Raw genomic sequence first — 23,257 nt, forward strand, 5'->3', positions numbered from 1 at the left:
CGACAAATGTAGGGTTAAAGTACTGTAAACGCAAATTTTTTTTAAAAAAAATCGTGAATCAGGTAGATTTAGGGAGATCAATTCTCTGCAGGGGATGTGATTCAGCGTATGAGAGAATCATATTCAGAATATAATCATTTGATGTATAAGGAACTATGTTTGACTTCAAAGTTTCATGATCAGAGATGTCAGCATAAAAAGAAATATAGCCCATTCCATAAAATTTTCCATTTTCAACCCATAAACAACTCTTTTCTTCTTCATTTCGTCCAGAATCAAGTAGTGCAAAAGAGGGGAGAGCGGATTTTAAATGTTTAATTGCTGCATCTACCCGTTCATTATAGGTTACCGGATTTTCCAGACCCAGACAGGCACCATGGCAACCTCCATACTCATGTGCGGTACAAGACAATCTGTTTTTCTGTATAAAGCACAATTTTTCGCATAAGACATGTTCATTGATCATACCTCGTAACATACTTTGCCCCGATAATAAACTGTTAAAAGTATATAAGGCATTGCTATTCTTCTTATACTTATCAATACCCAGGCGGATATATCCATTCTGATCCTCGAAATCATACAAAGCATACTTTTGTTCAAAATGTTTGAGCGCCTTGTTATTCTCTGGCCAGTGTTTTTGTATCTCAGCTGCTTCCAGGATCAGTGCCATCAGTTCAGTACCACAGACTGTAAAATCTATATCGTAAATATTTTTAAGAAACTCTTGTCTCTGCCGGTTGATTTTGTTTCCCGAAAAATGAGAACAGACCCGTTTTCTTAAATTCACTGCTTTGCCAATATAAATGATCTTTCCTTTTTGATCCCTGAAATAATAAACACCTGGATTTGAAGGTAGTGCGTCAATTTTTGATTTGGATAAGTTTGGTGGTAATACCTGTTCTCCTGAAGATTTAAGTAAGGATTTTGGAATAATTCCCTCGTTATCTTTTTCCAAAAGGAGTGATAACAGTAACGCAGTAGCAGCGGCATCTCCTCCGGCCCGGTGACGATCGTGTAAAGGAATGTGCAATTCAGCGCATAATTTTCCCAGACTATAAGAAGAATGGCCCGGAATAATTTTTCTGCTCATTCTTACGGTACACAGTTTTTTGCAATTTAGAGCAAAACCAGAATTAGCCAGCTGATGTCTTACAAATGAATAGTCGAAATTTACATTGTGAGCCACAAATATCTTATCATTTAATAATTGATAGATCTTTTCTGCAACTTCATCAAATAAGGGTGCTTTACTGACCATTTCATTACTGATCCCAGTTAAAGCCTGTATATATTCGGGGATATCCTGTTCAGGGTTGATCAGTGTTTCAAAACTATCTATAACTGCCGAACCATCATGAATAAGAATTGAGATTTCTGTAATTCCATTACCGGAAGCGAAGCCCCCGGTAGTTTCAATATCGACAATTGCATATTTTGACATTTATAGCTAGATAAGTGGGTGTAAATATGCTAATAAAATTAGTAAAACAGATAATTATTCAAATTATTATCTCTGTGGCATGTAAATCGCATATTAGAAATAAAATAGGAGAGAAATGATGTTTGAAAAAATTTTGGCGGTTGATGATGACAGCGATATTTTGGACGTCATCAGAATTATTCTGGAACAAGAAGGGTATGAGGTGCTGACATTAGCTAACGGAAATGATGTGCTGGAAATGGTCAGACAAAACTCCCCGGATCTGATTCTTCTGGATGTAATGTTGGGTGGGATGGATGGAAGAGAAATTTGCAAGACATTAAAAGAGCACGAATTATTCAAGAAGATACCAGTTGTCATGATCTCTGCCAGTCATAATCTCCATAACTTACTTTTAAAACCTGGAGCACCAAACGATTTTTTAGCTAAACCGTTTGATATTAGTAACTTGATCAAAATTGTAAGAGCACAGCTTGCTGCATAGGGCAAACTGTACTAATTATAAGATGAGCCGTACTAAATTCTATATGATTTATAATGAGCTGGTTTCTATTACAATAGGATTGCTCAGTATTTTATGAATAGGACATTTATCTGCTATTTGCATTAGTCTGTTTAATTCTGTCTCTGATAAATCCCCGGTAAACTCAATCTGCCTGGTAATTCTTGTTGCAGCGTTCATCTCCTGCTCATCAACTATGGCCAAATGAATTTTAACGCTTTCTAAAGCCATATCTTTCCGGTCGGCATACATTCTGATGGTTATAGCGGTGCAGCTTCCCAGACTGGCCAGAAGAAGTGCTCCTGGATTCATTCCTTCATCAGTTCCTCCTACATCTTCGGGTTCATCTGCATAAATGAAATGACCTCCTGCATAAACTTTAGTCAGATAATGTGAGCGGTCCAGTTCAGTAACTGCAGTGATTTGCTTCTTAGCCATATGGTGTTTTTTGCTTAAATTTAAATTTAAAATTAAAAAAATCCTTGATGGAATCATCAGAAATACACGAACGATTACTTTTTTTACAATCCTTTACAGGAAAAGAACTAGCTGGTTCTCCATCAAATTATATGAACTGGCTTAAGCCGACAGTTATCAATGCGCAATCAGGGATGCTGGAATTCAGTTACGTCGTCAGGCACGAAATGACAAATCCATATGGGATTTTGCATGGAGGGGTTACAGCAGGGATTATTGATGATCTGATTGGTGCTACGGTTTATACGCTTGGCTTAAATGATGCTTATACTACAGTGAATAACTCAATTGATTATTTTGCACCTGCAAAGGAAGGGGACCTGATTATTGCCAGAACAGCTGTGGTTAAAAGAGGGTTGAGAATTATTAATTTACAATGTGAAGTCTTTCTCCCTAAGAAAGACAGACTGATTGCCAAAGGGTATTCTAATATGCTGAACATGAGCTAGAAAATTAACAGAAATATGTTGTCGATTTAAAATTAGCTAAACATTTCTTATCCATATTTGTTAAGACTGATGAACTAACCAGGTATGAATATGTTAAGTAATTATCTCAACTTCCAATTTGATGTACAGGGTAAACCTGTCAAAGGTTTTTGCATGAGAATTCAGGATGATTTTCATGAAACCTACGCTGTTATTGTGGATGGTTATCATTCATTTTGTGTCTGGCTCGATCAGCCTTCTTCTACCTGGAGGTCCTCAAAATATACCAACGTAGAACCTGGTGTATTGGAAAAAATTATCAGCCATCTGGATATTCATAAACTGGCTTAATCTTTATATACAAAAGGGCCCGCCTTGGATTCATCCAAGGCGGGCCCTTTTGTATATAAATGTTTTAGTGAAAAAACAAATAAGCTACAAACACAGCAGCGATTATTCCGGCAAGGTCAGCGATTAATCCAAATGGAATAGCATAACGGGTGCGTTTAATACCAACAGAACCAAAATATAAAGCGACAATATAAAATGTGGTATCAGCCGAGCCATTAAAAATACAGGAGAGACGACCGACAAATGAATCCGGACCAAAGGTTTTCATAGTATCTACCATCATGGCTTTGGCACCGCTTCCACTCAATGGTTTAATCATTGCAGTTGGCAGGGCAGGGGTAAAGTCTGTGTTAATTCCCGCATGTACAAAACACCAGGTAAAGCCATCTACAATGTATCCCAATACGCCTGAATTCCGTAGTACACCAATCGCTACCAGCATCCCTACCAAATAGGGGATAATTGTAATACAGGTTGTAAAGCCATTTTTTGCCCCTTCAATAAAGGCATCATAAACATTTACTTTTTTACGTACTGCACCTAAAATAAAAGCGATGATAATAGAAAAGAGAATGAAATTAGAGGCCACCCTGGAAACGATTTCGATTTGTTCCTTAGTTAGAAAATTAGTGAAATAGTAAATCATTCCGACTAAAAATAAAGTAATGCCACCCAGCCAGGAGATCACAACTGTATTAAACAGATTAATCTTTTGTTTGATCGCAACGGCAATTAATCCGACGACTGTTGCTACATAGGTAGCAATCATACAGGGAATAAATATATCAGATGGATCTGCAGCACCCAGAATTGACCTTTGAGCCATAATACTTAAAGGGATCAGTGTAAGTCCTGAGGTATGCAACACCAAAAACATAATCTGTGCATTGCTGGCAGTATCTTTATCTGGATTAATTTCCTGCAGGCTTTGCATTGCCTTTAAACCAAATGGTGTGGCTGCATTGTCCAGACCCAGCAGATTCGCAGAGAAATTCATAACCATGTGTCCGGTTGCAGGATGGTTTTTAGGTACCTCTGGAAAAATACGGCTGAAGAAAGGTCCTATAATGCGGGAAAGAAAATTGATTGCACCGGCTTTTTCCCCGATATTCATGATACCCAGCCATAAGGTCATAATACCTATAAGTGGTAAAGCGATATCCATCACACCGACTTTAGCAGATTCGAAGGTACCATCTACAATAAGTTTGAATATTTCTGTATCACCAAAAAAGATTAATCTGATCAGTGCAACAACAAATGCGACGACGAAAAACGCAATCCATAGATAATTTAATGCCATTTTTTTAGTTTGAAACCATGAATGTAAAAAAAAGGATCTGTATTCGTCAGAATACAGATCCTTTTTTATGTTTAAAACAAATTGTGTTTTGTTTAAGGCTTATCGTCAGTGAGTTCAAAACCCCAGGTCTTACCTTTTTCTGTTGCAGGTATTCCACCTGTCATCCATACCGGGGCTTTTGCACCTTTCAGATAATAATCGAAAAATTGTTGTTCACGAATCTGGATATCTTTCCTGTTCTGACGAAGCATCAGGTTATGTGCTTCATTGTTATAGTTCAGTAACCAGGCTGGTTTGCCCAATCTTTTCAAACCAGTGAACATTTCAATTCCCTGATACCATGGTACGGCACCATCAGCGTCATTAGCCATGATTACTACTGGTGTAGTCACCTTAGGTAAAGAGAAAAGAGGAGAGTTCTCGATATACAACTCTGGTTTTTCCCATAAAGTTGCCCCGATTCTGCTCTGTGTTTTTTCATATTGGAATTGTCTGTTCATACCAGATTCCCAACGGATTCCGCCATACGCAGAGGTCATGTTCACTACAGGAGCTCCAGCCCATGCAGCAGCATACATGTTTGTGCTGGTAATCAGGTGCGCAACCTGATAACCTCCCCAGCTTTGTCCCTGGATACCGATTTTTGTACCGTCAACCCAGCTGTTTTTTTTCAATGATTCAACTCCAGAGTTGATATACTCATCTGCAGATTTTCCAGGATGACCTTTCTCATAGCTGATGTCCGGAGCAAAGACCAGATATCCGTTACTTACGAAGAAAGAAATATTTAATCTTGAAGGCGTAGGAGCAGGGGCTTGGTAGCTATAAAGTCCATCTGAAAGCTTTTCGTAGAAATAAGCAATCATCGGGTATTTTTTATTCGGATCAAAATTCTCCGGTTTGTATAAAATACCTTCAGATTTATAGCCTTTCGGTGTAGTCCATTTTACGAGTTCTGCTGTGCCCCAGTTGTAGTTTTGCTGCTGCGGATTAGTATTGCTTAGTTTTACTTCTGTTTTTAAATCTGCAGATACATAAACATTTGGTGAAGTACTGTAATTTGCTTTGTCATAAATAAAGCGTTCCGCTGATTTTGCTTTAGCCAGGGATGAGTACTTAAATTTAGCCATCACAACCAGCTCCGGATTTTTACTGTCTCCAACGCGGGTTTTGTAAAAGCCGTTTTCTTTAGTCACATTATTAAAAGCACTCAGCCATACTTCGTCTTTTTTGCTAATAAACTGTGCTTCAGGATCTAGTTTCTCATAACGGAAAGTAATGCTGTTTTGTCTTCCGAAATTATTGGTGATATTTTTCGGTGCAGATTTACCATCAGGTGAAAAACTCCAGATATCGTATCTGTCATAGATTAAAACCTGTTTGTCTTCTTCAGTCCAGCCTGCAACACCATATACAGTAGGATCGTCAGGCACATCATTATCTTCATCAGCGAATTTTACAGTCATGTTCGCATTTAATACAGTAACTTTTCCTGTAGCGACAGTATAAGTAGACCACACGGAAGTTTTCTTATCGTAAAATAAGACATAGTTCCCACCTGGAGAGGCTATTGCATGGCCATTTAATGCTGATATGATTTTCTTCCTTGAACCTGTTTTAGTATCAACCAGATAGTAATCATAGATCCCAGAACCAGTCCATTGCGTTTGAGCACGGTTTCCATAATCAGTGGAAGCGAGTACGAAATTTGCATCTCCTTCTTTGACTATACTGGCTTCAGGAAGTTTGATGTCTGTCAGCGGTACAATTTTTGGATCGCTGCTAAAAATATCAATTACTGATAAATAACTTCTTTTAGCCTCTTTATCAGCATTTTTCAATTGCATAGGCTGCAAATAATCATCTTTATATCCCCATATGTCCAGTTTAGCATGTTCAAACTCAACCAGAGTAGTATCTTTTGCTTTTTTTACAGGTGCAATGCCAAAAAACAATTTGTTTCCTTCTTTGCTAAAAGTAAGTTTTCCATCTCCGCTAACTGCCCATTTGGCTGGCATACCATCAATCTCATGGTCAACCAGGGCCTGTGCGGTATCCAGAGTCATTGAATTGAAGTAAATGCTGTAATTTTTAATTTCCTCTTTTTCAGGTGAAGATTCTCCTAAAAAGGCGACCTGTTCGCTGGCATCATCAAAAATGAAGCTTTTGTAATTACCTTTTACATTAACCAGTGTTTTAATAGTTCCTTTTTCTGTATTCAGTAAGAAAACACCTGGTTTTGCAGTCTTATCTTTTTTTGATCCGGTACAGTTATAAATCAGCTGTTTACCGTTTTTACTGAAAGCATACTCAGTAACGTATTTAAAAGTTTGCTCTGCACCAGTCAGCAGGTTTCTTAAAATAAGATCAGAACCCGTCTTTTTATCTTTTTCCTTAGTTTCTTCTTCTGCAAAAAAATCATTTGCTGAATCTTCCTTTTCACGATCGGCTTTTGCTTTTTTAGCAGTGTCTAAAGGTACTTCCTTCTGATAGGCCAGGTAATTTCCAGCGCGTTCAGGTATTTTGAATGATTTTACTCTTGCTACCTTGAGGATTGCACTGGTTGTTAGATTGACAAAACCCAGAGAGTCTTTAGTCATCTCAGCAGGTTTCTTCTTTTTTATTTTTTCCTGACGGGTTGTAGCAAATAAAGGTTTAATCAGGAATGCTGCAAATTTGGAATCCGCGCTGAACTGAACAGATCCGCCTCTTGGAATATTAATTTTTGTGGTATTCAAAAGATTATTGAGGTGCAAATTCGCATCTCCTTCTTGCTGAAGGATAGAATAAGCTGCCCACTGACCATTGTCTGATAGCTGCTTAACGCCAACACTTTGCCAGGAATCATAAACCGTGTGATCCAGCGGTTTCTTTTGGGCGAAAGTGGCAGTCGCTAAAAATAAAAGAATAAGCGTAAAGTTTTTCTGCATAATTGAGTGGTTGGATTTAAATGATGATATTCTTTGGCCCTAAAAATTGTAATTTTTTGTCAATATACCGCCATTTGTATATTAAATTTTACATAATTAAGGCAGAATATCTATTGCTAAAAGGTGTTAAACAAGAAAAGGTCATCTTCCTGGTGGGGAGACGACCTTTTCTAATTATTGTCTGAATAATTACTTATTCTTTTTTTCTTGTGTTTTTACCTGTTGTTGCTGACGCATATAATCATCCAGACGAGTCTGGAATTTAGATTTTTTCTTTTGTTCTTCAGGTTTCTTTTTGTTTTCCTTAAGAATATTGTGAATTTTCTCGTCGTTAACCATTGATTTAATCAGGAACTGCTGACCAAAAGTTAGCATATTCGCCAGGAAATAATAGTAGTTTAATCCAGCAGGGTAGCTATTCAGCACACCAAGGAATACAACTGGCATGATATAACCGATATATTTCATTTGTCCTGTAGCACCTGACACCTGATTATTGAAATAAGTGTAAATCAATGTAGAGATAGTCATCAATACACACATTAAACTTAAGTGGTCACCAATAAACGGAAGTGTAAAACCAAATTTAATGAAGTCATCATAAGTAGAAAGGTCATGCATCCATAAAAAGCTATGTCCTCTTAATTCGAATAAATTCGGGAAGAAGAAGAAGAAGGCCATTACGATAGGTAACTGAAGCAGCATAGGTAAACATCCGCCCAATGGATTTACACCGACCTGTTTATATAGTTTAAGATATTCCTGTTGTAATAATGTAGCATTATCTTCACCCACTTTAGCTTTAATCTCATCCATTTCAGGTTTCAAAATTCTCATTTTGGCCATAGAGATATAAGACTTATAAGTTAATGGAGATAATACAACCTTTAACGCAATAGTTAAAACCAGGATAATTAATCCATAGTTCCAGCCAAAGCTCTCCAGGAAGTTAAATACTGGCAATACAACGAATCTGTTGATGTATTTCAATGGCCAGTAGCCCATTTCTACCAGTTTCTCAATTTCGTGTCCCTGAGCTTTTAAAACTTTAAACTGATTGGTCCCGAAATAGAACTTCATTTTATAGTTTTGAGCATCAAGCTGATTGAAAGGAAGGTTTACTTTAGCAGAATAGCCTTTTACCTGTCCTGGTGTTGTCAGTATTCTTACGCCCAGGTTAACTCTTGCAAAAGGATCAGCAGGAAGTAACACTGCTGAGAAGAAGTGTTGCTTGAAGGCAATCCACTCAATCTTGGCTTTAGCCAGATTTTCTGTCTCATCTTTAGCAATGCTCAGGTGGTCTGGGTTTTTATCTATGTATTTATAATAAGGCGCAGAATACTGCTGCTCGCTTTTCAACGACTTTTCCTGTTGAAGCAATACAGTTTCCCAGTCCAGGGTGACGCTGTCTCTCTGGATTACCTGATTCATTCCTTTTAAGTTGATATTAAAACCAACGTCATGAGAATTAGGCTGTAAATCATAAACAAACTCAACATATTTATCCGCGCTATAGTTAGCACGCATCACCATTGAATTATTTGTTTTTGTAGCAGTAAAATAAAGGTCATTTGTTTTTACCAGTTTACCACCGATGTTTAATACCAGTCCGAATACATTTTCGTCCCCATCAAACAATACTACCGGTTTTTTCAGGTAAGTTTCTTCGCCTTTAATTTCTACAGCTTTGATTTTACCGCCTTTATTAGTGAAGGTTAATTTTAAAGCTTCATTTTCCAGTACGCTTGTTGCAGCAGTACCAGCAATTGTTGCTCCGAAAGGACCTTTCAAAGCTGCTGAATCTAATTTCGGAGATGATGCGCTGTCAGCAATAGCCGCCGGAGAATGTTTAACACCAGCTTTACTAGCGGAATCCAGAGATATCCGCTCCCGTTCTTTCTTTATATCAGCCTCACTTGGCTTAAAGAAATAGAAAGAACCCGCCAAAACGATCATGATCAGGAACAATCCTGTGAATGTATTTTTATCCATTATTGTTATTTAAACGCGTATTAGTTTGTTTTTTTCTTCGCATACTCCATCGCAGCGGCGACAAATTTAACAAAAAGTGGGTGAGGATTAGCAACTGTTGATTTTAATTCCGGATGAAATTGTCCACCAACAAAAAACGGATGGTTTTTAAGCTCAATAATTTCCACTAAATGGCTGTCCGGATTAGTACCTGATGCAATCATTCCAGCTTCTTCATATCTGTCTAAATACGCACTGTTAAATTCATAACGATGTCTGTGACGTTCATTAATATGTGCTTTTCCATAAGCAGCAAAAGCTTTAGTTCCTTTTTTCAGATCACAAGGATAAGAGCCCAGACGCATAGTACCACCTTTATTAGTCACTGTTTTCTGATCTTCCATCATATTGATTACTGGATCAATAGTTTCTTCGTCAATTTCGGTTGTATTTGCAGTTGGTAATCCCAATACATTACGGCCAAACTCAATAACCGCACATTGCATACCTAAACAAATACCAAAGAAAGGAACATTATTTTCACGAACGTAACGGATCGCATCAATTTTTCCTTCAATACCTCTGCTACCAAATCCAGGAGCTACTAATACCGCATCAAGATGACCTAATTTTTCTTTAGCGTTATCAGGATAAAGTTCTTCTGAATGGATATATTCCACTCTGACTTTACACTCGTTTTTAGCACCCGCATGAATGAAAGCCTCTATGATTGATTTATAAGCATCTGGTAATTCAACATATTTACCAACCAGTCCAATTCTTACTTCAGCAGTAGGATTTTTAAGTCTTCCTAAGAAATCTTTCCAACTCTCCATGTCCGGCTCATTTTTCTGTGCCAGTTTAAGTTTGCTTAATACTGTTTTATCCAGTTGTTCCTTCATCATCAACAATGGAACTGAATAGATTGATGAAGCATCGATAGACTCAATTACTGCGTTTACGTTAACGTTACAGAACAGGGCAATCTTTTTACGGATGTCCATATTGATATGCTGTTCTGTACGGCAAACCAGAATATCCGGTTGAATACCATATTCCAGCAATGCTTTAACCGAGTGTTGTGTAGGTTTGGTTTTAAGCTCACCGGCGGCAGCAAGATAGGGGATCAGGGTTAAATGGATAACAATTGCATTATTTGCGCCAGCTTCCCATTTAAATTGTCTTACAGCCTCAATGAAAGGAAGTGATTCAATATCTCCGACAGTTCCGCCTAACTCAGTAATTACGATATCATAATCACCGGTTTCGCCCAGGATACGCATATTACGTTTAATTTCGTCAGTGATATGCGGAACAACCTGTACTGTTTTTCCAAGGTATTCTCCCTGACGTTCTTTATTAATTACATTCTGATAAATACGACCAGTAGTGATGTTGTTAGCCTGTGAGGTAGGAACATTTAAAAAACGTTCGTAATGACCTAAATCCAAATCGGTTTCAGCACCATCTTCTGTTACGTAGCATTCGCCATGCTCATATGGGTTTAAAGTTCCCGGATCAATATTGATATAAGGATCGAATTTCTGGATGGTTACTCTGTAACCTCTTGCTTGTAAAAGTTTGGCCAATGAAGCGGAGATGATGCCCTTACCTAAAGAGGAAGTAACACCGCCCGTAACAAAAATATACTTAGTCATGTTTGTGAGTTTGTGAAATAAAAGCCGCTTTTAAAGGCGTTTTTATTGTTTTTGTACGGGATACAAAGCTACGGAAATATTGTGGAATTGGGAAACTAATTATCATTTCTATTCAAATGCTGATAATCAGGAAGATCCCTTAAATAAAAAAAAGACCAGGTAAATTTACCTGGCCTTTTTCAATTTTATATTTGGTTAGAATATGCTTGGTTGATAAAAGTTAAAATGTTATGTCGTAACACTAAGGTAAATCTAATATTAATTTTAGAATTTAGTATATGCAATGCTGAATAAAGTTGATATTATTTGTAATTAACTGATTTTCAGTGTTATTATTTGTGATTGAGTCCTTGTTTTTATTTTTCAGATACCTGAAAAGCTATCAGACTGCTTGATTTTAAGCAAATGCCAGCACTGTAATAATGCTTAAACTAACTACTTTTAGGTACACTAAGCTTAGGTTTATTTACAGCATTCATAATAGTTTTTTACCTTTTTATCTGCTTCAGACCAGGCAATGTAAACTTTGCTTTCTTTACCCAGGCGATATTTAAAACCATTTAAACCTGTTTTTTTTAATTCTTCAAAAAAGACTTTATCCGGTGTATTATTATCTGGTTTTTCATTCTCCGTTACCGCAGGCTCAATGAAATTTTCTTCATCAAAAAACAGATTCAGTTCTTCTTTAATAAACTGGATCTGTTCTTTAGTTTTTCCCAGATCAACACTTTCTTTATAATTGTCCAGAAGTTCTTTGGCTTTCAATGTTTTTGTATAAATCTGATGACCATCCTGAGGAGTGATTGTGAAAACCAATTCCATATTTTTGGGATGATCTCCCTTTAATTCAATTTTGAAAGTGTCCAGTTTTGTGGTGTCTCTGAATGAGCGTAAAGCAATTTTGGAATTTGCAGTAACATCCTTTGTTTTGCCTGATTCTGCAGAATTACAAGCCGCTAAAAATAAGGATGAAATCAAAAGGCAGCTATAAATTCTCTTCATGTAGATTGTTTTATTCCTAAGATAAGAAATTAATCGCCCTTGAACCTAATAATTTTCTCCAGATCTTCAGGAGTATCTATGGCAATTGTCTCTAAATCGGTTACTTTTGTTTTAATCTTATAGCCGTTTTCCAGCCATCTGAGCTGTTCCAGGCTTTCGGCAAGTTCCAGTGCAGATGGTTTTAACCGGGTAATCTGTAAGAGTGTTTCGGTGGTATAACCATAAATTCCGATGTGTTTGTAATACTGAAAAGTACTCAGCCAGTCCTTTGGATCGGTGTTCCTTAAAAAGGGAATAGTTTGCCGGCTAAAGTAAAGTGCTTCCTGATCAGCATTAAGTACAACTTTAGGGATATTCTGATTGAATAACTCTTCAGTATTGTTTATCTTTTTGACCAGTGTGGCCAGTTTAACCTGTGGATCTTCAAAACAGGAAGCCAGCAGATCAATTTGAACCGGGTCAATATAGGGTTCATCTCCCTGGATATTAATAATGACATCAAAGCCCTTGAAATTCATAGCTACTTCAGCACAGCGGTCGGTGCCGCTCTGGTGATCTGCTCTGGTCAAAGCATATTCACCGCCAAAACGCTTGACTTCCTGGATAATCCGGTCGTCATCAGTAGCAATGACCACCTTATCCAGACTAGAAGAGCTACAGGCCTGTTCGTAAACCCGCTGAATCATACTTTTACCCGCTATATCTATCAGCGGTTTACCAGGAAACCGGGTCGATGCATACCGGGCAGGAATAATTCCAAGTTTAGCCATCTTAAAAAAGTCCGTGTATTTCTGCTTCTATCGATTGGATCACTGACCCAAGATCTTCCGGATTGTTTGTGAAATCCAGTTTGTCTTTATCCAGGATCAGTAATTTACCTAACTGATAATTTTTGATCCATGCTTCGTATTTTTCATTAAGCTTAGACAGGTAATCCAGGCGGATACTCGCTTCGTAATCACGGCCTCTGCGCTGAATGTTGTTGACTAATGTTGGTACAGAAGCTCTGAGATATACCAGTAAATCAGGCGGCTTAATGAAAGAAGTAATGTTTTCAAAGATATCCCTGTAATTCTGGTGATCTCTTGTGGTCATTAATCCCATCTCGTGAAGATTTTCTGCAAAGATATGTGCGTCCTCATAGATAGTCCTGTCCTGTATTACATTTCTTTGGTTAGTCTGGATATCTACGATTTGCTGGAAACGGTTATTCAGGAAATAGATCTGGAGATTAAAGCTCCATCTTTTCATATCACTGTAGAAATCTTCGAGGTAGGGGTTATTGTCTACCTCTTCATATAAAGCTTCCCAACCATAATTCTTAGCCAGCAGGCTTGTTAAAGTAGTCTTACCGGCACCTATATTGCCAACTATTGCTATATGCATACGATTTGTCTGATGAGCTTAAGGTATAATTTTAATTTGATTAATTTCAGGTGTTAAAAAGGTTTGAAACCAATGAGTTCCCTGACATCTTTTATAGTTTTTCTTGCACTTTCTCTGGCTTTTTCAGCTCCGTGATTAGCTACTTTACGGAGGTAATCATTATCCTTTGAAATTTCTTCAATCCGCTCGCGTATCGGAGAATTAAAGATGATCATGTCTTCTGCCAGTTGCTTTTTAAAATCGCCGTAACGGATCTGACATTTATTATATAGTTCATCGAAATGAGCCAGTGTATCTGTAGAAGAAACTATTTTCATCAGGTCAAACAGATTCTGGATAGCCTCTGGTTTAGGCTGGTTTTCTTCGGTCGGACCACCATCTGAAACTGCCTTTAATACCTTTTTGCGGATAATATCCGGTGAATCCGCCAGGTAAATACAGTTGGCATCACCTTCTGATTTCCCCATTTTCCCTTTTCCATCCAGTCCCGGAACTTTAACCAGGTTTTCAGAATAGCTGAAGGCAAATGGTTCAGGGAAATATTCGGAGTTATATAAACGGTTGAAACGGTTTCCAAAAGTACGTGTCATTTCCAGGTGTTGTTCCTGATCTTTACCTACAGGCACTTTAACTGCTTTGTGAATTAAGATATCAGCTGCCATTAAAGCAGGGTAGGTGAGTAAGCCCGCGTTAACGTTGTCTGGCTGGGAGCGGATTTTATCCTTAAAGGAAGTACTTCTTTCCAGTTCACCCATATAAGCATTCATATTCAGGTACAGATAGAGTTCAGTTACTTCAGGGACATCCGACTGGATATAAATTGTCGATTCTTCGGGATCAATTCCACAGGCCAGGTATTCTACTAAAACATGTTTTACATAACCATGAAGATCTCCAGGAGTTGGATGAGTTGTTAAAGAGTGTAAATCAGCAATAAAAAAATAACAATTATATTCATGCTGCATCTTTACAAAATTGGTTACTGCACCAAAATAATTGCCCAGATGTAATTTTCCCGTTGGACGTATACCGCTTACTACTATTTCTTTCATTTTCCTGGATTTGTTTTTTATGCTCGAATCCCTGTTGGGAATCACTGGTCGAAATTAATAAAAAACCCTTATTAGAACGGTCAATAATTAATTTTTATATGTGAACAGTCTGTGTTTGATGGATATAATGTTGTTTTCCGGGGGCGTGTCAGACAGAATTTTGAATACATGTCCTGTACAAACTGGTATATCTGAGTAAATTCAGTATTTTTGATTTAGAAACAATATTCTTTTAACAGATGAACATAGATAAAGAGACGATTTATAAAGTAGCAGACCTTGCCAGAATTGAGATTGTAGCTGATGAAGTAGGTGCTTTACAGGCTGATATGAATAAAATCCTCACTTTTATGGAGAAACTTAATGAATTGGATACTGAGCAGGTTGAACCTTTGGTTTACATGAATCCCGAGGTCAACGTCTGGAGAGAAGATGTGGTTAAACAAGACCTTACAGCTTTCGAGGGGCTGAAAAATGCTGCTTTACATAATGAAGAGTTTTTTCTTGTTCCGAAAATTCTCGATAAATAATTACGGCTGTAACAATCGGGAGCTGCATTTGTCTAAACTCAAAAGCTGCTTAAAGCTTTAACATTGTTAAAATATCTGCTTAAATGGAAAAACCACTAATCAATATCAAGGAAATAGGCCGGAAATACGTTATAGGAACTGAGGTTATCCATGCCTTAAAATCAGTTTCCCTGAATATTAATAAAGGAGAATTTGTGGCTTTAATGGGACCATCTGGTTCGGGTAAATCGACTTTGATGAATATTCTGGGTTGCCTGGATACACCTAGTAAAGGTGAATATATTCTCAATGGGATCAATGTAAGCCATATGTCCGATGATGCATTGGCAGAGGTTAGAAATCAGGAAATTGGATTTGTGTTTCAAACTTTTAACCTTTTACCAAGATCCACTTCTCTGGATAATGTGGCTTTGCCATTGATATATGCAGGTATTACTAAGAAGGAACGCGATAAGCGCGCACAACAAGCTTTGGAAAATGTCGGCTTGGGTAACCGGATTACACATAAGCCGAATGAACTTTCAGGAGGTCAGCGTCAACGTGTAGCAGTTGCAAGGGCATTAATTAATAATCCTTCTATTATCCTTGCAGATGAGCCAACAGGTAACCTGGATACTAAAACTTCTGTTGAAATCATGGGTTTGCTGGAAGAGATTCATAGTAAAGGAAATACCATTATCCTGGTAACTCACGAAGAGGATATTGCCTTACACGCGCATAGAATTGTGAGAATGCGTGATGGACTGATTGAGAATGATTATTTAAATACAGATATTAAAACCGTTTCCCCGAGACTTTCAAAGTTAATGGAGACTGGGGAAGACTTTGAAAAAATCGGACATCATTAATGAAGATATATACCAAAACCGGAGATAAGGGAGAAACCTCTCTGATCGGTGGGACACGTGTCCCAAAATTCCACCTCAGGATAGAATGTTATGGTACGGTTGATGAACTGAACTCTTATATCGGGCTTATCCAGTGTCAGGAAATCGATAACCATGCAAAAAATGTACTAAAGGAGATACAGGATCGTTTATTCACGATAGGCGCCTCTCTGGCTGCTGACCCTGAAAAATCACGTATGAAGATACCCGATCTTAACCTTGCAGACATTACGTTGCTTGAAGAAGAAATGGATCAGATGAATGAGATTCTTCCGGATCTGAAACACTTTGTACTTCCCGGTGGAAATACAGTTGTTTCTTACTGTCATATTGCAAGATGTATTTGCAGGAGAGCGGAGAGGTTAACGGTACATCTGGCTACAGAAAGTTTTGTTGATGACAAAGTCACGATATATCTGAACCGATTGAGTGATTACCTGTTTGTGTTGGGCAGGAAGTTAAGTTTCGATAGTAAAACGAATGAAAGTATCTGGTTACCAAGGTTGTAAATTAGTTGAAAAATAAATTTGTTTTCGTCAGGTTTTTTAATATACTTTTGCAAAATAAATAAGAACAATAAAATAGTATAGAATATGTATTGGACATTAGAATTGGCATCGCATTTGGAGGACGCTCCATGGCCTGCAACAAAGGACGAACTTATTGATTATGGTATCAGATCAGGTGCACCAGTAGAGGTGATTGAAAACCTGCAAGCCCTGGAAGATGATGGTGAACCATATGAAACTATCGAAGAGATTTGGCCGGATTATCCGACTAAAGATGATTTCTTCTTTAACGAAGACGAGTATTAAAACAGACATAATTCAGAGCCCCGGTGACGGGGCTTTTTTTTTGGAACGAAGATTGTTTAATTAATGTCAGGAATTGTTTGAATTCTGAAATCAATAAATTAACAATCAATCTAAAATTAGAGTTATGGGAAATTTACTTTATTTAGTTGCCGTTGTCCTGATTATATTGTGGGTAATTGGCTTTTTCTTTCATGGATTCGGAGATGTAGGTGGTCTGATCCATGTATTATTAGTGATTGCTGTTATAGCTATACTTCTTAAAGTAATAAACAGGGCAACATAAAAGGTACCGGATATGATATGTCAGAGGCTCCTGCGAAATCAGGAGCCTTTCTTTTGTAAAAGGAAGGAGGCCAGTTCGAGGTCCTGCGGATAAGTTATTTTAATATTATTTCTTTCTCCTGTAAGCAGGTTGATATTAAATCCTGCTCTTTCGACCACTGATGCGTCATCAGTAAATTCATTTCTATAAGGTTGAAGATATGCCTTTCTCAATTGCTCTATCTGGAAAGTCTGAGGTGTCTGGATCATAAACAACTCATTTCTGTTTAAAGCCTCAGAATTTTGACCCTCACGTTTTATTCTTACAGAGTCTACGGGTTGTATAGCAGTTATAGCATTTCCTTTTTCTTCAGCCATCAGATAGGATTGACTAATCAGTTCTGCACTGACAAGCGGACGAACGGCATCATGGATGGCTACGATCGCTTTACCTTTAATTGCTTTCAATCCATTGCGTACAGAATCAAAACGCTCCTGACCGCCTTTAACGACCTGGTGGGGGATTTTAAAATCATGAGTAGTGCAAAGTTTTTCCCAGAACAGATGCTGATGGATATTCAGGACCAGGATAAGCTCAGGATTTAATACACATTTGTGGAATGCTTCAAGTGTATGCATTAAGATGGGTTTGCCATCCAGTTCCAGAAATTGTTTGGCGACTTCCAGGTTCATCCTGTTGCCTTTGCCACCGGCAACAATTATAGCGTAATACTTCATGGCTATAGATTAAGTTTTATTTGTCAAAGATTTTCAAGAAAAATAAGTTTTTTCAGGCAAAAAAAATAGGAGAGACCTAAAAGGTCCTCCTATTTTATATCTTGGGTTTATCACAATTAGATGATCAACATGGCATCACCGTAGCTGTAGAAACGATATTTTTCTTTCAAAGCCACTTCATAGGCATTTCTTACATAATCATAACCTCCAAATGCACTTACCATCATCAGCAAAGTTGATTCCGGAGTATGGAAATTAGTAATCATGGAATTGGCAATGCTGAAATCATATGGAGGGAAAATGAACTTGCTGGTCCAGTCATTTGCAGGTTTAAGTGTTCTTGCAGATGAAACGGCAGATTCGATAGCACGCATTGATGTAGTACCAACAGCACAGATACGTCTTTTTTCCGCCAGGGCCTTGTTTACAATGTTTGCTTGTGACTCTTCAATAATGAATTGCTCTGAATCCATTTTGTGTTTTGTTAAATCTTCAACTTCAACAGACCTGAAAGTACCTAATCCTACGTGAAGTGTTACTTCTGCAAAATTTACTCCTTTTAGTTCCAGACGTTTCATTAATTCACGGCTAAAATGCATTCCTGCAGTAGGAGCAGCAACTGCACCTTCGTGTTTAGCGAAAATAGTCTGATAACGTTCTTTATCCTGAGCTGTAGCTTTACGTTTTATATATTTTGGAAGTGGAGTCTCTCCAAGAATTTCAATGTTTTTTCTGAATTCTTCATCTGTACCGTCAAATAAGAAACGGATGGTACGGCCACGTGAGGTTGTATTATCTACAACTTCAGCAACTAATAAATCATCATCACCAAAATAAAGTTTATTTCCAACGCGGATTTTACGTGCAGGATCTACTAAAACATCCCATAAACGTAATTCTTTATTTAGTTCACGTAGTAAAAACACTTCAATTGTAGCACCAGTTTTCTCTTTATTACCGTATAAACGTGCAGGGAAAACCTTAGTGTTATTCAGTATCATTACATCCTGATCATCAAAATATTCTAAGATATCCTTAAATATTTTATGTTCAATTTTACCGGTGTCTTTATGTAAAACCATTAAACGGGCTTCGTCCCTGTGTTCCGAAGGATTATTGGCAACTAATGATTCAGGTAGATTAAACTTAAATTGAGATAACTTCATGTTTTTTAATAAAATAATTAAGGCCGCAAATTTACGCAATATATTTGTATAAAAATATATTTATACAAATGTATATTTATATATCTGTCTGAGGCAAACCTACAATAAGCGCGCCGGTTATCTATTTTTATAATTATTTGAGTTAAACTGTAACCTTTTTGGTTAGTTTTGATCTAAACAGTAATTATGATGATATTCAGACTTATAGGCGAAAGTTTCAGGTTTGCTGCCGATGCACTCCGTCAGAATAAACTTCGGACCATGTTATCCTTATTGGGGATCACAATCGGTATATTCACAATTATTGCTGTTTTTTCGGGTGTAGATACGCTGCGGAACAAATTGCAGCAAAGTGTTGATAAACTGGGCTCCAATACTCTTTTTGTTCAAAAATGGCCATGGGGTTTTGGGGATTATCCATGGTGGAAATATATAAACAGACCTGATCCTAGCTTAAGAGATTACCAGGCGCTAAAAGAGCGTATGGGGAATGTCGATGGTATTTCTTATGAAGCGTCTGCAAGTAACAGGACTATTAAATACAGGAGCAGCTCAGTAACTGGAGCATCAGTGAATGCTTCAACACAGGATTATGATAAAACCTGGACACTAGCTTTCCAGGAGGGAAGATATTTTACGGAAACTGAAGGTAAAACAGGTGCGCCGGTAGTGATTATAGGAGCGCTGATCGCTGATGGATTGTTCAACGGTGAACCTGCAGTAGGTAAACAAATTAAAGCAATGGGACGCAGGCTTACTGTTATCGGAGTGTTTAAGAAGGAGGGGGAGGACATGTTGGGAATGTCTCAGGATAAAAATGTGCTGATTCCTTTAAACCTGGCGAAAAGCGTGTTTGATGTTCAGAATGGGAATTATGGTCCTCAGATCACAGTGAGAGGAAAAACGAGCATTCCACTGGAAGAAGTAGAAAGTGAACTGATGGGAACGATGCGCTCTATCCACCGGATCAAACCGGGTGCTGAAGAGGATTTTGCACTGAATAAAACTACAATGATTTCAAACCAGCTGGACCTGATGTTTAAAATGGTAAGAATAGCGGGATGGGTAATCGGTGGTTTCTCTATCCTGGTAGGAGGATTTGGTATCGCGAATATTATGTTTGTATCTGTAAAAGAACGAACAAATATTATCGGAATCCAAAAATCTCTGGGAGCCAAGAATTATTTTATTCTTCTTCAGTTTATGTTTGAAGCTATAGCATTGTGCATCTTAGGAGGGTTGCTGGGATTGTTATTGGTATATAGCCTGACGCTGGTGTTTACTTATGGGTTCAAGGTGGAAATTGTACTGTATATGAAAAACATCATCATGGGAATTGGTATTTCAGTAATCATTGGAACAATATCAGGTTTCTGGCCGGCTTATTCAGCTTCGAGGCTTGATCCGGTGGAGGCTATCCGGTCGTAAGTTTAAAAACCGGTTGTGTTATTTTTATGGCCGGTCTCCTCAAAATGGAGAATGCCATAAAAATAACACAACCGGTTTTTAAATTCTATAAGACCTGGACACCCTATACCGGAAAAACCCGGGAAACAATCTAATCCGGTAGAAAACAGATATACAATAATGCTTAAAGAAAAACTGCATAAACGGGAAAATAAAAAGCAGGGAGTATATATAGATAGGGTTAAATTAACGATTTAAGGCATCATTAATCCTCATACCTCTTTGCAATTTCAATTGCCTGAAGTGTAAACATTTTAGCATAATTCACTGTCAGACTATGAAACTTTATAGGTATGGTATGCGCTATCTCATTCCCTTCTAAATCTATAAGCCGTACATAATTGTTATGATCAATAACGGTGATACAGGTTTTGCCAAATATGTTTTTATCCTTGATGAGAGAATTGGAGGAATAAGCAAAGATCCAGGGATACTCATATTTTGTTCGGATCAAGTTGTTGTTTTCATCAAAAATAGACAGATGAGGATGGGATGTTTCTTCTTCTGGGAGAGACAGACATAAAAGTTTTTTATCCAGGTATTTAGGCTGCCGTGTGGAGGATTTTCCTATGTATCCTGGTGTTTGTCCTGCGATATGGTAAAAATCTCCGTAATCATGACCATGACGATCTATTAACACATTGCACACACTATAATTGCTGTCATAAGAACTGGATGCTATTTTAAAAGGTCTATCTAATATTTTGTAGGTAATTCCAAGACCTCTTTTAGAAGGCTCAAACCAGGTGATTTCACCATTTTGCCCGATTGTTGTTTCAAAGTTTACCAAACGTTTTCCTTCATGATTGTACAGCCAGAATAGCTGATGATCATAATCCTGTGCTTTATTTCTTACTTCTTTAATCAATACCGAAAACAAATAATCTGACCCAAAAACGCTATGGACCAAAAAAGGTTCTTGTCTATATTTCGCCTGATGAATAGCTATGAATTCGTTCTCTTTAATGTCATAGATACATATCCTTGATAAGGAAAAAGGGGCACCCTTGTCTGCTGCTATTTGGAGCAATAACCTTTCTGGGCTTAAAACAATGGCGTTTAATAGGAGTTCCTCCCTTAAAAGCTGGACTACCTGATTGTTCTTAAAAGTGAATACGGTGGCGGTCAAAGGCGGACTTTCCGAAGATGTATACTTAATTTGAATCCAGTAATTAATTCTCAGATTAAGTTCAGTATCCAATTTATGCCATTTGCCTGAAGAAAAATTAGTCGAATAAAATTCATCAGAAGTGCTTTCGGGTAATTTATAGACTATATCTCCATCTTTATTGATAAGGTATTCTTTTTCCCTGCTCTGAAAAGCGCGGTATAATCCCAATTGTTCAAGGTGGGATAAAACGAAGTCCGAATATTTTTCTTCAATAATCGTATGGTGTTGCATTGGTCAATTAATTTTAGAATAATTAACAATATAGTGGTATTTTTTTAATGCTTTTGCGATTTGAAGCATCAGTTTTTGTGTCCTATAGTTTGACCATTTGATACAGTACCCCTTCTTAATATACAAAGGAAGGCTGCCCTGAATTAATTCGGGACAGCCTTCCTTTGTATTGAACTATATTGAATTTATCTTTTAAGCTAATTTGGATAATGCTTCTTTGATTCTTGAGACAGCTTTAACTAATTGATCTTCCGCTGCGGCATAAGATATACGAATGCAGTTCTCATTACCAAATGCCTCGCCTGTAACTGTAGATACATGAGCCTCATTTAATAAATAAAGACACAACTCTTCTGCGTTATTGATTACCTGACCGTTTACGCTTTTACCAAAGTATTCTTTGACTTCAGGGAAGAAATAAAATGCACCATCAGGAAGGTTCACCTTAATACCAGGAACCTCTTTCAGTAAACCGTAAACAAGATCTCTGCGTTTTCTAAACTCATTCTTCATCTCAACTACACTTTCTAAACCGCTTTGGTAAGCAGCAAGGGCAGCACGCTGGGATATGGAAGAAGTTCCTGAAGTGATCTGTCCCTGTAGTTTATCACAGGCAGAAGCAATTATACTGTTAGAAGCCATATAACCAACTCTCCAGCCTGTCATTGCATAAGCTTTAGAGAAACCATTGATGATAATTACTCTGTCTTTAATCGAATCAAAAGAAGCGATAGAAGCGTGTTTGTCTACGAAGTTAATATGTTCGTAAATCTCATCAGAGATGATATAGATGTTCGGGTGTTTTTCAAATACAGCAGCAAGACTAGCCAGCTCCTCATGACTGTAAACAGATCCTGTAGGATTACAAGGAGATGAAAACATGAATACTTTCGTTTTTGGCGTAATCGCAGCCTCCAACTGACCGGCAGTAATCTTAAAATCATTTTCAACTGTCGCATTGATGAATACGGTCTCACCTTCAGCTAGTTTAATCATTTCCGAATAGGAAACCCAGTAAGGAGTAGGCACGATGACCTCTTCTCCCGGATTAACCAGACACATTACAGCATTTGCAAGTGATTGTTTTGCACCTGTTGAAACAACAATCTGATCAAAGGTATAAGTCAGTCCATTTTCATTCTTCAGCTTCTCAACAATTGCCTTCCGCAATTCAGGATATCCTGATACTGGAGTATAATAAGAATAGTTCTCATCAATTGCCTTTTTAGCGGCCTCCTTAACATGTTCTGGTGTAAAAAAGTCAGGTTCTCCAAAACTTAAATTAATTACATCGATTCCTTTAGCGGTGAGCTCTCTCCCCAGCTTTGCCATTTTAATGGTCTGTGATTCTGATAGGTTGTTGATTCTTTTCGATAAAAATGTCATGATTCGCTTATAAGAAAGCAAATATAAAAACCTAGAGCAATTTGCAACTAAAAAAAGTACTTTTTAATGTAATATGATTATGAAAACGTATTTTTGGGGGC

The 23,257-nt window shown here is 37.6% G+C and carries 23 protein-coding genes; 9 read left to right on the forward strand and 14 right to left on the reverse strand.

Annotated elements, in window-relative coordinates:
• Positions 1-58: 58 nt before the first annotated feature.
• Complete coding sequence (locus HDF25_RS20955) at positions 59-1,444, reverse strand: exonuclease domain-containing protein (RefSeq protein ID WP_184628357.1); 1,386 nt, start codon at positions 1,442-1,444, stop codon at positions 59-61.
• 115 nt (positions 1,445-1,559) lie between these two features.
• On the opposite strand from HDF25_RS20955, the gene HDF25_RS20960 reads away from it, so the two are divergent.
• Complete coding sequence (locus HDF25_RS20960) at positions 1,560-1,928, forward strand: PleD family two-component system response regulator (RefSeq protein ID WP_260409429.1); 369 nt, start codon at positions 1,560-1,562, stop codon at positions 1,926-1,928.
• A gap of 48 nt (positions 1,929-1,976) precedes the next feature.
• On the opposite strand, the gene HDF25_RS20965 is transcribed toward HDF25_RS20960, so the two are convergent.
• On the reverse strand, positions 1,977-2,384 hold the full coding sequence (locus HDF25_RS20965; RefSeq protein WP_184628358.1) for an OsmC family protein: 408 nt from the start codon (positions 2,382-2,384) through the stop codon (positions 1,977-1,979).
• Between the two features lie 47 nt (positions 2,385-2,431).
• On the opposite strand from HDF25_RS20965, the gene HDF25_RS20970 reads away from it, so the two are divergent.
• Together HDF25_RS20970 and HDF25_RS20975 are read left to right on the forward strand one after the other, a co-directional pair.
• Positions 2,432-2,872 (forward strand): PaaI family thioesterase, encoded by a 441-nt coding sequence (locus HDF25_RS20970; protein ID WP_184628359.1) that lies wholly within the window; start codon positions 2,432-2,434, stop codon positions 2,870-2,872.
• A 90-nt stretch (positions 2,873-2,962) separates the two neighbouring features.
• Positions 2,963-3,202 (forward strand): hypothetical protein, encoded by a 240-nt coding sequence (locus HDF25_RS20975; RefSeq protein WP_184628360.1) that lies wholly within the window; start codon positions 2,963-2,965, stop codon positions 3,200-3,202.
• 64 nt (positions 3,203-3,266) lie between these two features.
• Here the strand turns inward: HDF25_RS20975 and HDF25_RS20980 are convergent, their stop codons facing one another.
• The 8 genes from HDF25_RS20980 to trpS form a co-directional block, all read right to left on the reverse strand.
• A complete protein-coding gene (locus tag HDF25_RS20980) occupies positions 3,267-4,505 on the reverse strand; it encodes a nucleoside recognition domain-containing protein (protein WP_184628361.1) in 1,239 nt (412 codons plus the stop codon).
• A 92-nt stretch (positions 4,506-4,597) separates the two neighbouring features.
• Positions 4,598-7,435 (reverse strand): alpha/beta hydrolase family protein, encoded by a 2,838-nt coding sequence (locus HDF25_RS20985; protein ID WP_184628362.1) that lies wholly within the window; start codon positions 7,433-7,435, stop codon positions 4,598-4,600.
• A 189-nt stretch (positions 7,436-7,624) separates the two neighbouring features.
• Positions 7,625-9,427 (reverse strand): membrane protein insertase YidC, encoded by a 1,803-nt coding sequence (gene yidC / locus HDF25_RS20990; protein WP_184628363.1) that lies wholly within the window; start codon positions 9,425-9,427, stop codon positions 7,625-7,627.
• Between the two features lie 20 nt (positions 9,428-9,447).
• Positions 9,448-11,064 carry a CTP synthase gene (locus tag HDF25_RS20995; protein ID WP_184628364.1) on the reverse strand — a complete coding sequence of 539 codons (1,617 nt, stop codon included), beginning with the start codon at positions 11,062-11,064 and terminating at the stop codon, positions 9,448-9,450.
• Between the two features lie 462 nt (positions 11,065-11,526).
• Entirely contained in the window at positions 11,527-12,066 is a 540-nt protein-coding gene (locus HDF25_RS21000; RefSeq protein WP_184628365.1) for a hypothetical protein, read from the reverse strand.
• A gap of 29 nt (positions 12,067-12,095) precedes the next feature.
• A complete protein-coding gene (gene kdsB / locus HDF25_RS21005) occupies positions 12,096-12,836 on the reverse strand; it encodes a 3-deoxy-manno-octulosonate cytidylyltransferase (RefSeq protein ID WP_184628366.1) in 741 nt (246 codons plus the stop codon).
• 1 nt (position 12,837) lies between these two features.
• Positions 12,838-13,452, reverse strand: coding sequence for a deoxynucleoside kinase (locus HDF25_RS21010; protein ID WP_184628367.1), 615 nt, complete (start codon positions 13,450-13,452; stop codon positions 12,838-12,840).
• A gap of 53 nt (positions 13,453-13,505) precedes the next feature.
• Positions 13,506-14,504 carry a tryptophan--tRNA ligase gene (gene trpS, locus HDF25_RS21015; RefSeq protein ID WP_184628368.1) on the reverse strand — a complete coding sequence of 333 codons (999 nt, stop codon included), beginning with the start codon at positions 14,502-14,504 and terminating at the stop codon, positions 13,506-13,508.
• 239 nt (positions 14,505-14,743) lie between these two features.
• Between trpS and gatC the strand changes: the two genes are divergently transcribed.
• From gatC to HDF25_RS21040, 5 genes are all read left to right on the forward strand, one after another.
• On the forward strand, positions 14,744-15,034 hold the full coding sequence (gene gatC / locus HDF25_RS21020) for an Asp-tRNA(Asn)/Glu-tRNA(Gln) amidotransferase subunit GatC (RefSeq protein WP_184628369.1): 291 nt from the start codon (positions 14,744-14,746) through the stop codon (positions 15,032-15,034).
• Positions 15,035-15,117: 83 nt separating this feature from the next.
• On the forward strand, positions 15,118-15,882 hold the full coding sequence (locus HDF25_RS21025) for an ABC transporter ATP-binding protein (RefSeq protein WP_184628370.1): 765 nt from the start codon (positions 15,118-15,120) through the stop codon (positions 15,880-15,882).
• The gene (locus HDF25_RS21030; protein WP_184628371.1) at positions 15,882-16,430 is read left to right on the forward strand and encodes a cob(I)yrinic acid a,c-diamide adenosyltransferase; all 549 of its coding nucleotides are present in this window, start codon (positions 15,882-15,884) and stop codon (positions 16,428-16,430) included. The genes HDF25_RS21025 and HDF25_RS21030 overlap by 1 nt, the downstream gene beginning before the upstream one ends.
• 84 nt (positions 16,431-16,514) lie before the next feature.
• Positions 16,515-16,736, forward strand: a complete 222-nt coding sequence (locus tag HDF25_RS21035; RefSeq protein ID WP_008240955.1) for a DUF2795 domain-containing protein — start codon at positions 16,515-16,517, stop codon at positions 16,734-16,736.
• Positions 16,737-16,860: 124 nt separating this feature from the next.
• A complete protein-coding gene (locus HDF25_RS21040; RefSeq protein WP_184628372.1) occupies positions 16,861-17,019 on the forward strand; it encodes a lmo0937 family membrane protein in 159 nt (52 codons plus the stop codon).
• A gap of 38 nt (positions 17,020-17,057) precedes the next feature.
• Here the strand turns inward: HDF25_RS21040 and HDF25_RS21045 are convergent, their stop codons facing one another.
• Both HDF25_RS21045 and queA read right to left on the reverse strand, forming a co-directional pair.
• Positions 17,058-17,735: a 2-C-methyl-D-erythritol 4-phosphate cytidylyltransferase gene (locus HDF25_RS21045; protein ID WP_184628373.1), complete on the reverse strand. Its 678-nt coding sequence runs from the start codon at positions 17,733-17,735 to the stop codon at positions 17,058-17,060.
• A gap of 116 nt (positions 17,736-17,851) precedes the next feature.
• Positions 17,852-18,901, reverse strand: coding sequence for a tRNA preQ1(34) S-adenosylmethionine ribosyltransferase-isomerase QueA (gene queA, locus HDF25_RS21050; protein ID WP_184628374.1), 1,050 nt, complete (start codon positions 18,899-18,901; stop codon positions 17,852-17,854).
• A gap of 186 nt (positions 18,902-19,087) precedes the next feature.
• On the opposite strand from queA, the gene HDF25_RS21055 reads away from it, so the two are divergent.
• Entirely contained in the window at positions 19,088-20,329 is a 1,242-nt protein-coding gene (locus tag HDF25_RS21055; protein WP_184628375.1) for an ABC transporter permease, read from the forward strand.
• 244 nt (positions 20,330-20,573) lie between these two features.
• Here HDF25_RS21055 and HDF25_RS21060 read toward each other — a convergent pair whose 3' ends face one another.
• Both HDF25_RS21060 and HDF25_RS21065 read right to left on the reverse strand, forming a co-directional pair.
• Positions 20,574-21,770 (reverse strand): hypothetical protein, encoded by a 1,197-nt coding sequence (locus HDF25_RS21060; RefSeq protein ID WP_184628376.1) that lies wholly within the window; start codon positions 21,768-21,770, stop codon positions 20,574-20,576.
• Positions 21,771-21,962: 192 nt separating this feature from the next.
• Positions 21,963-23,156 (reverse strand): pyridoxal phosphate-dependent aminotransferase, encoded by a 1,194-nt coding sequence (locus HDF25_RS21065; protein ID WP_184628377.1) that lies wholly within the window; start codon positions 23,154-23,156, stop codon positions 21,963-21,965.
• Positions 23,157-23,257: the final 101 nt, after the last annotated feature.

It is taken from the genome of Pedobacter cryoconitis, from assembly GCF_014207135.1.
Classification (GTDB): domain Bacteria; phylum Bacteroidota; class Bacteroidia; order Sphingobacteriales; family Sphingobacteriaceae; genus Pedobacter; species Pedobacter cryoconitis_D.

Coding starts and splice junctions, on each gene's coding strand:
- HDF25_RS20980 (WP_184628361.1), bottom strand. CDS start 4,505: ATGGCATTAAATTATCTATGGATTGCGTTTTTCGTCGTCGCATTTGTT.
- trpS (WP_184628368.1), bottom strand. CDS start 14,504: ATGAAAGAAATAGTAGTAAGCGGTATACGTCCAACGGGAAAATTACAT.
- queA (WP_184628374.1), bottom strand. CDS start 18,901: ATGAAGTTATCTCAATTTAAGTTTAATCTACCTGAATCATTAGTTGCC.
- kdsB (WP_184628366.1), bottom strand. CDS start 12,836: ATGGCTAAACTTGGAATTATTCCTGCCCGGTATGCATCGACCCGGTTT.
- HDF25_RS21055 (WP_184628375.1), top strand. CDS start 19,088: ATGATGATATTCAGACTTATAGGCGAAAGTTTCAGGTTTGCTGCCGAT.
- HDF25_RS20985 (WP_184628362.1), bottom strand. CDS start 7,435: ATGCAGAAAAACTTTACGCTTATTCTTTTATTTTTAGCGACTGCCACT.
- HDF25_RS21010 (WP_184628367.1), bottom strand. CDS start 13,452: ATGCATATAGCAATAGTTGGCAATATAGGTGCCGGTAAGACTACTTTA.
- HDF25_RS21045 (WP_184628373.1), bottom strand. CDS start 17,735: ATGAAGTATTACGCTATAATTGTTGCCGGTGGCAAAGGCAACAGGATG.
- HDF25_RS21000 (WP_184628365.1), bottom strand. CDS start 12,066: ATGAAGAGAATTTATAGCTGCCTTTTGATTTCATCCTTATTTTTAGCG.
- HDF25_RS21065 (WP_184628377.1), bottom strand. CDS start 23,156: ATGACATTTTTATCGAAAAGAATCAACAACCTATCAGAATCACAGACC.
- HDF25_RS21060 (WP_184628376.1), bottom strand. CDS start 21,770: ATGCAACACCATACGATTATTGAAGAAAAATATTCGGACTTCGTTTTA.
- HDF25_RS21025 (WP_184628370.1), top strand. CDS start 15,118: ATGGAAAAACCACTAATCAATATCAAGGAAATAGGCCGGAAATACGTT.
- HDF25_RS20995 (WP_184628364.1), bottom strand. CDS start 11,064: ATGACTAAGTATATTTTTGTTACGGGCGGTGTTACTTCCTCTTTAGGT.
- HDF25_RS21040 (WP_184628372.1), top strand. CDS start 16,861: ATGGGAAATTTACTTTATTTAGTTGCCGTTGTCCTGATTATATTGTGG.
- HDF25_RS20955 (WP_184628357.1), bottom strand. CDS start 1,444: ATGTCAAAATATGCAATTGTCGATATTGAAACTACCGGGGGCTTCGCT.
- HDF25_RS20975 (WP_184628360.1), top strand. CDS start 2,963: ATGTTAAGTAATTATCTCAACTTCCAATTTGATGTACAGGGTAAACCT.
- HDF25_RS20960 (WP_260409429.1), top strand. CDS start 1,560: ATGATGTTTGAAAAAATTTTGGCGGTTGATGATGACAGCGATATTTTG.
- HDF25_RS21030 (WP_184628371.1), top strand. CDS start 15,882: ATGAAGATATATACCAAAACCGGAGATAAGGGAGAAACCTCTCTGATC.
- gatC (WP_184628369.1), top strand. CDS start 14,744: ATGAACATAGATAAAGAGACGATTTATAAAGTAGCAGACCTTGCCAGA.
- HDF25_RS21035 (WP_008240955.1), top strand. CDS start 16,515: ATGTATTGGACATTAGAATTGGCATCGCATTTGGAGGACGCTCCATGG.
- yidC (WP_184628363.1), bottom strand. CDS start 9,427: ATGGATAAAAATACATTCACAGGATTGTTCCTGATCATGATCGTTTTG.
- HDF25_RS20970 (WP_184628359.1), top strand. CDS start 2,432: ATGGAATCATCAGAAATACACGAACGATTACTTTTTTTACAATCCTTT.
- HDF25_RS20965 (WP_184628358.1), bottom strand. CDS start 2,384: ATGGCTAAGAAGCAAATCACTGCAGTTACTGAACTGGACCGCTCACAT.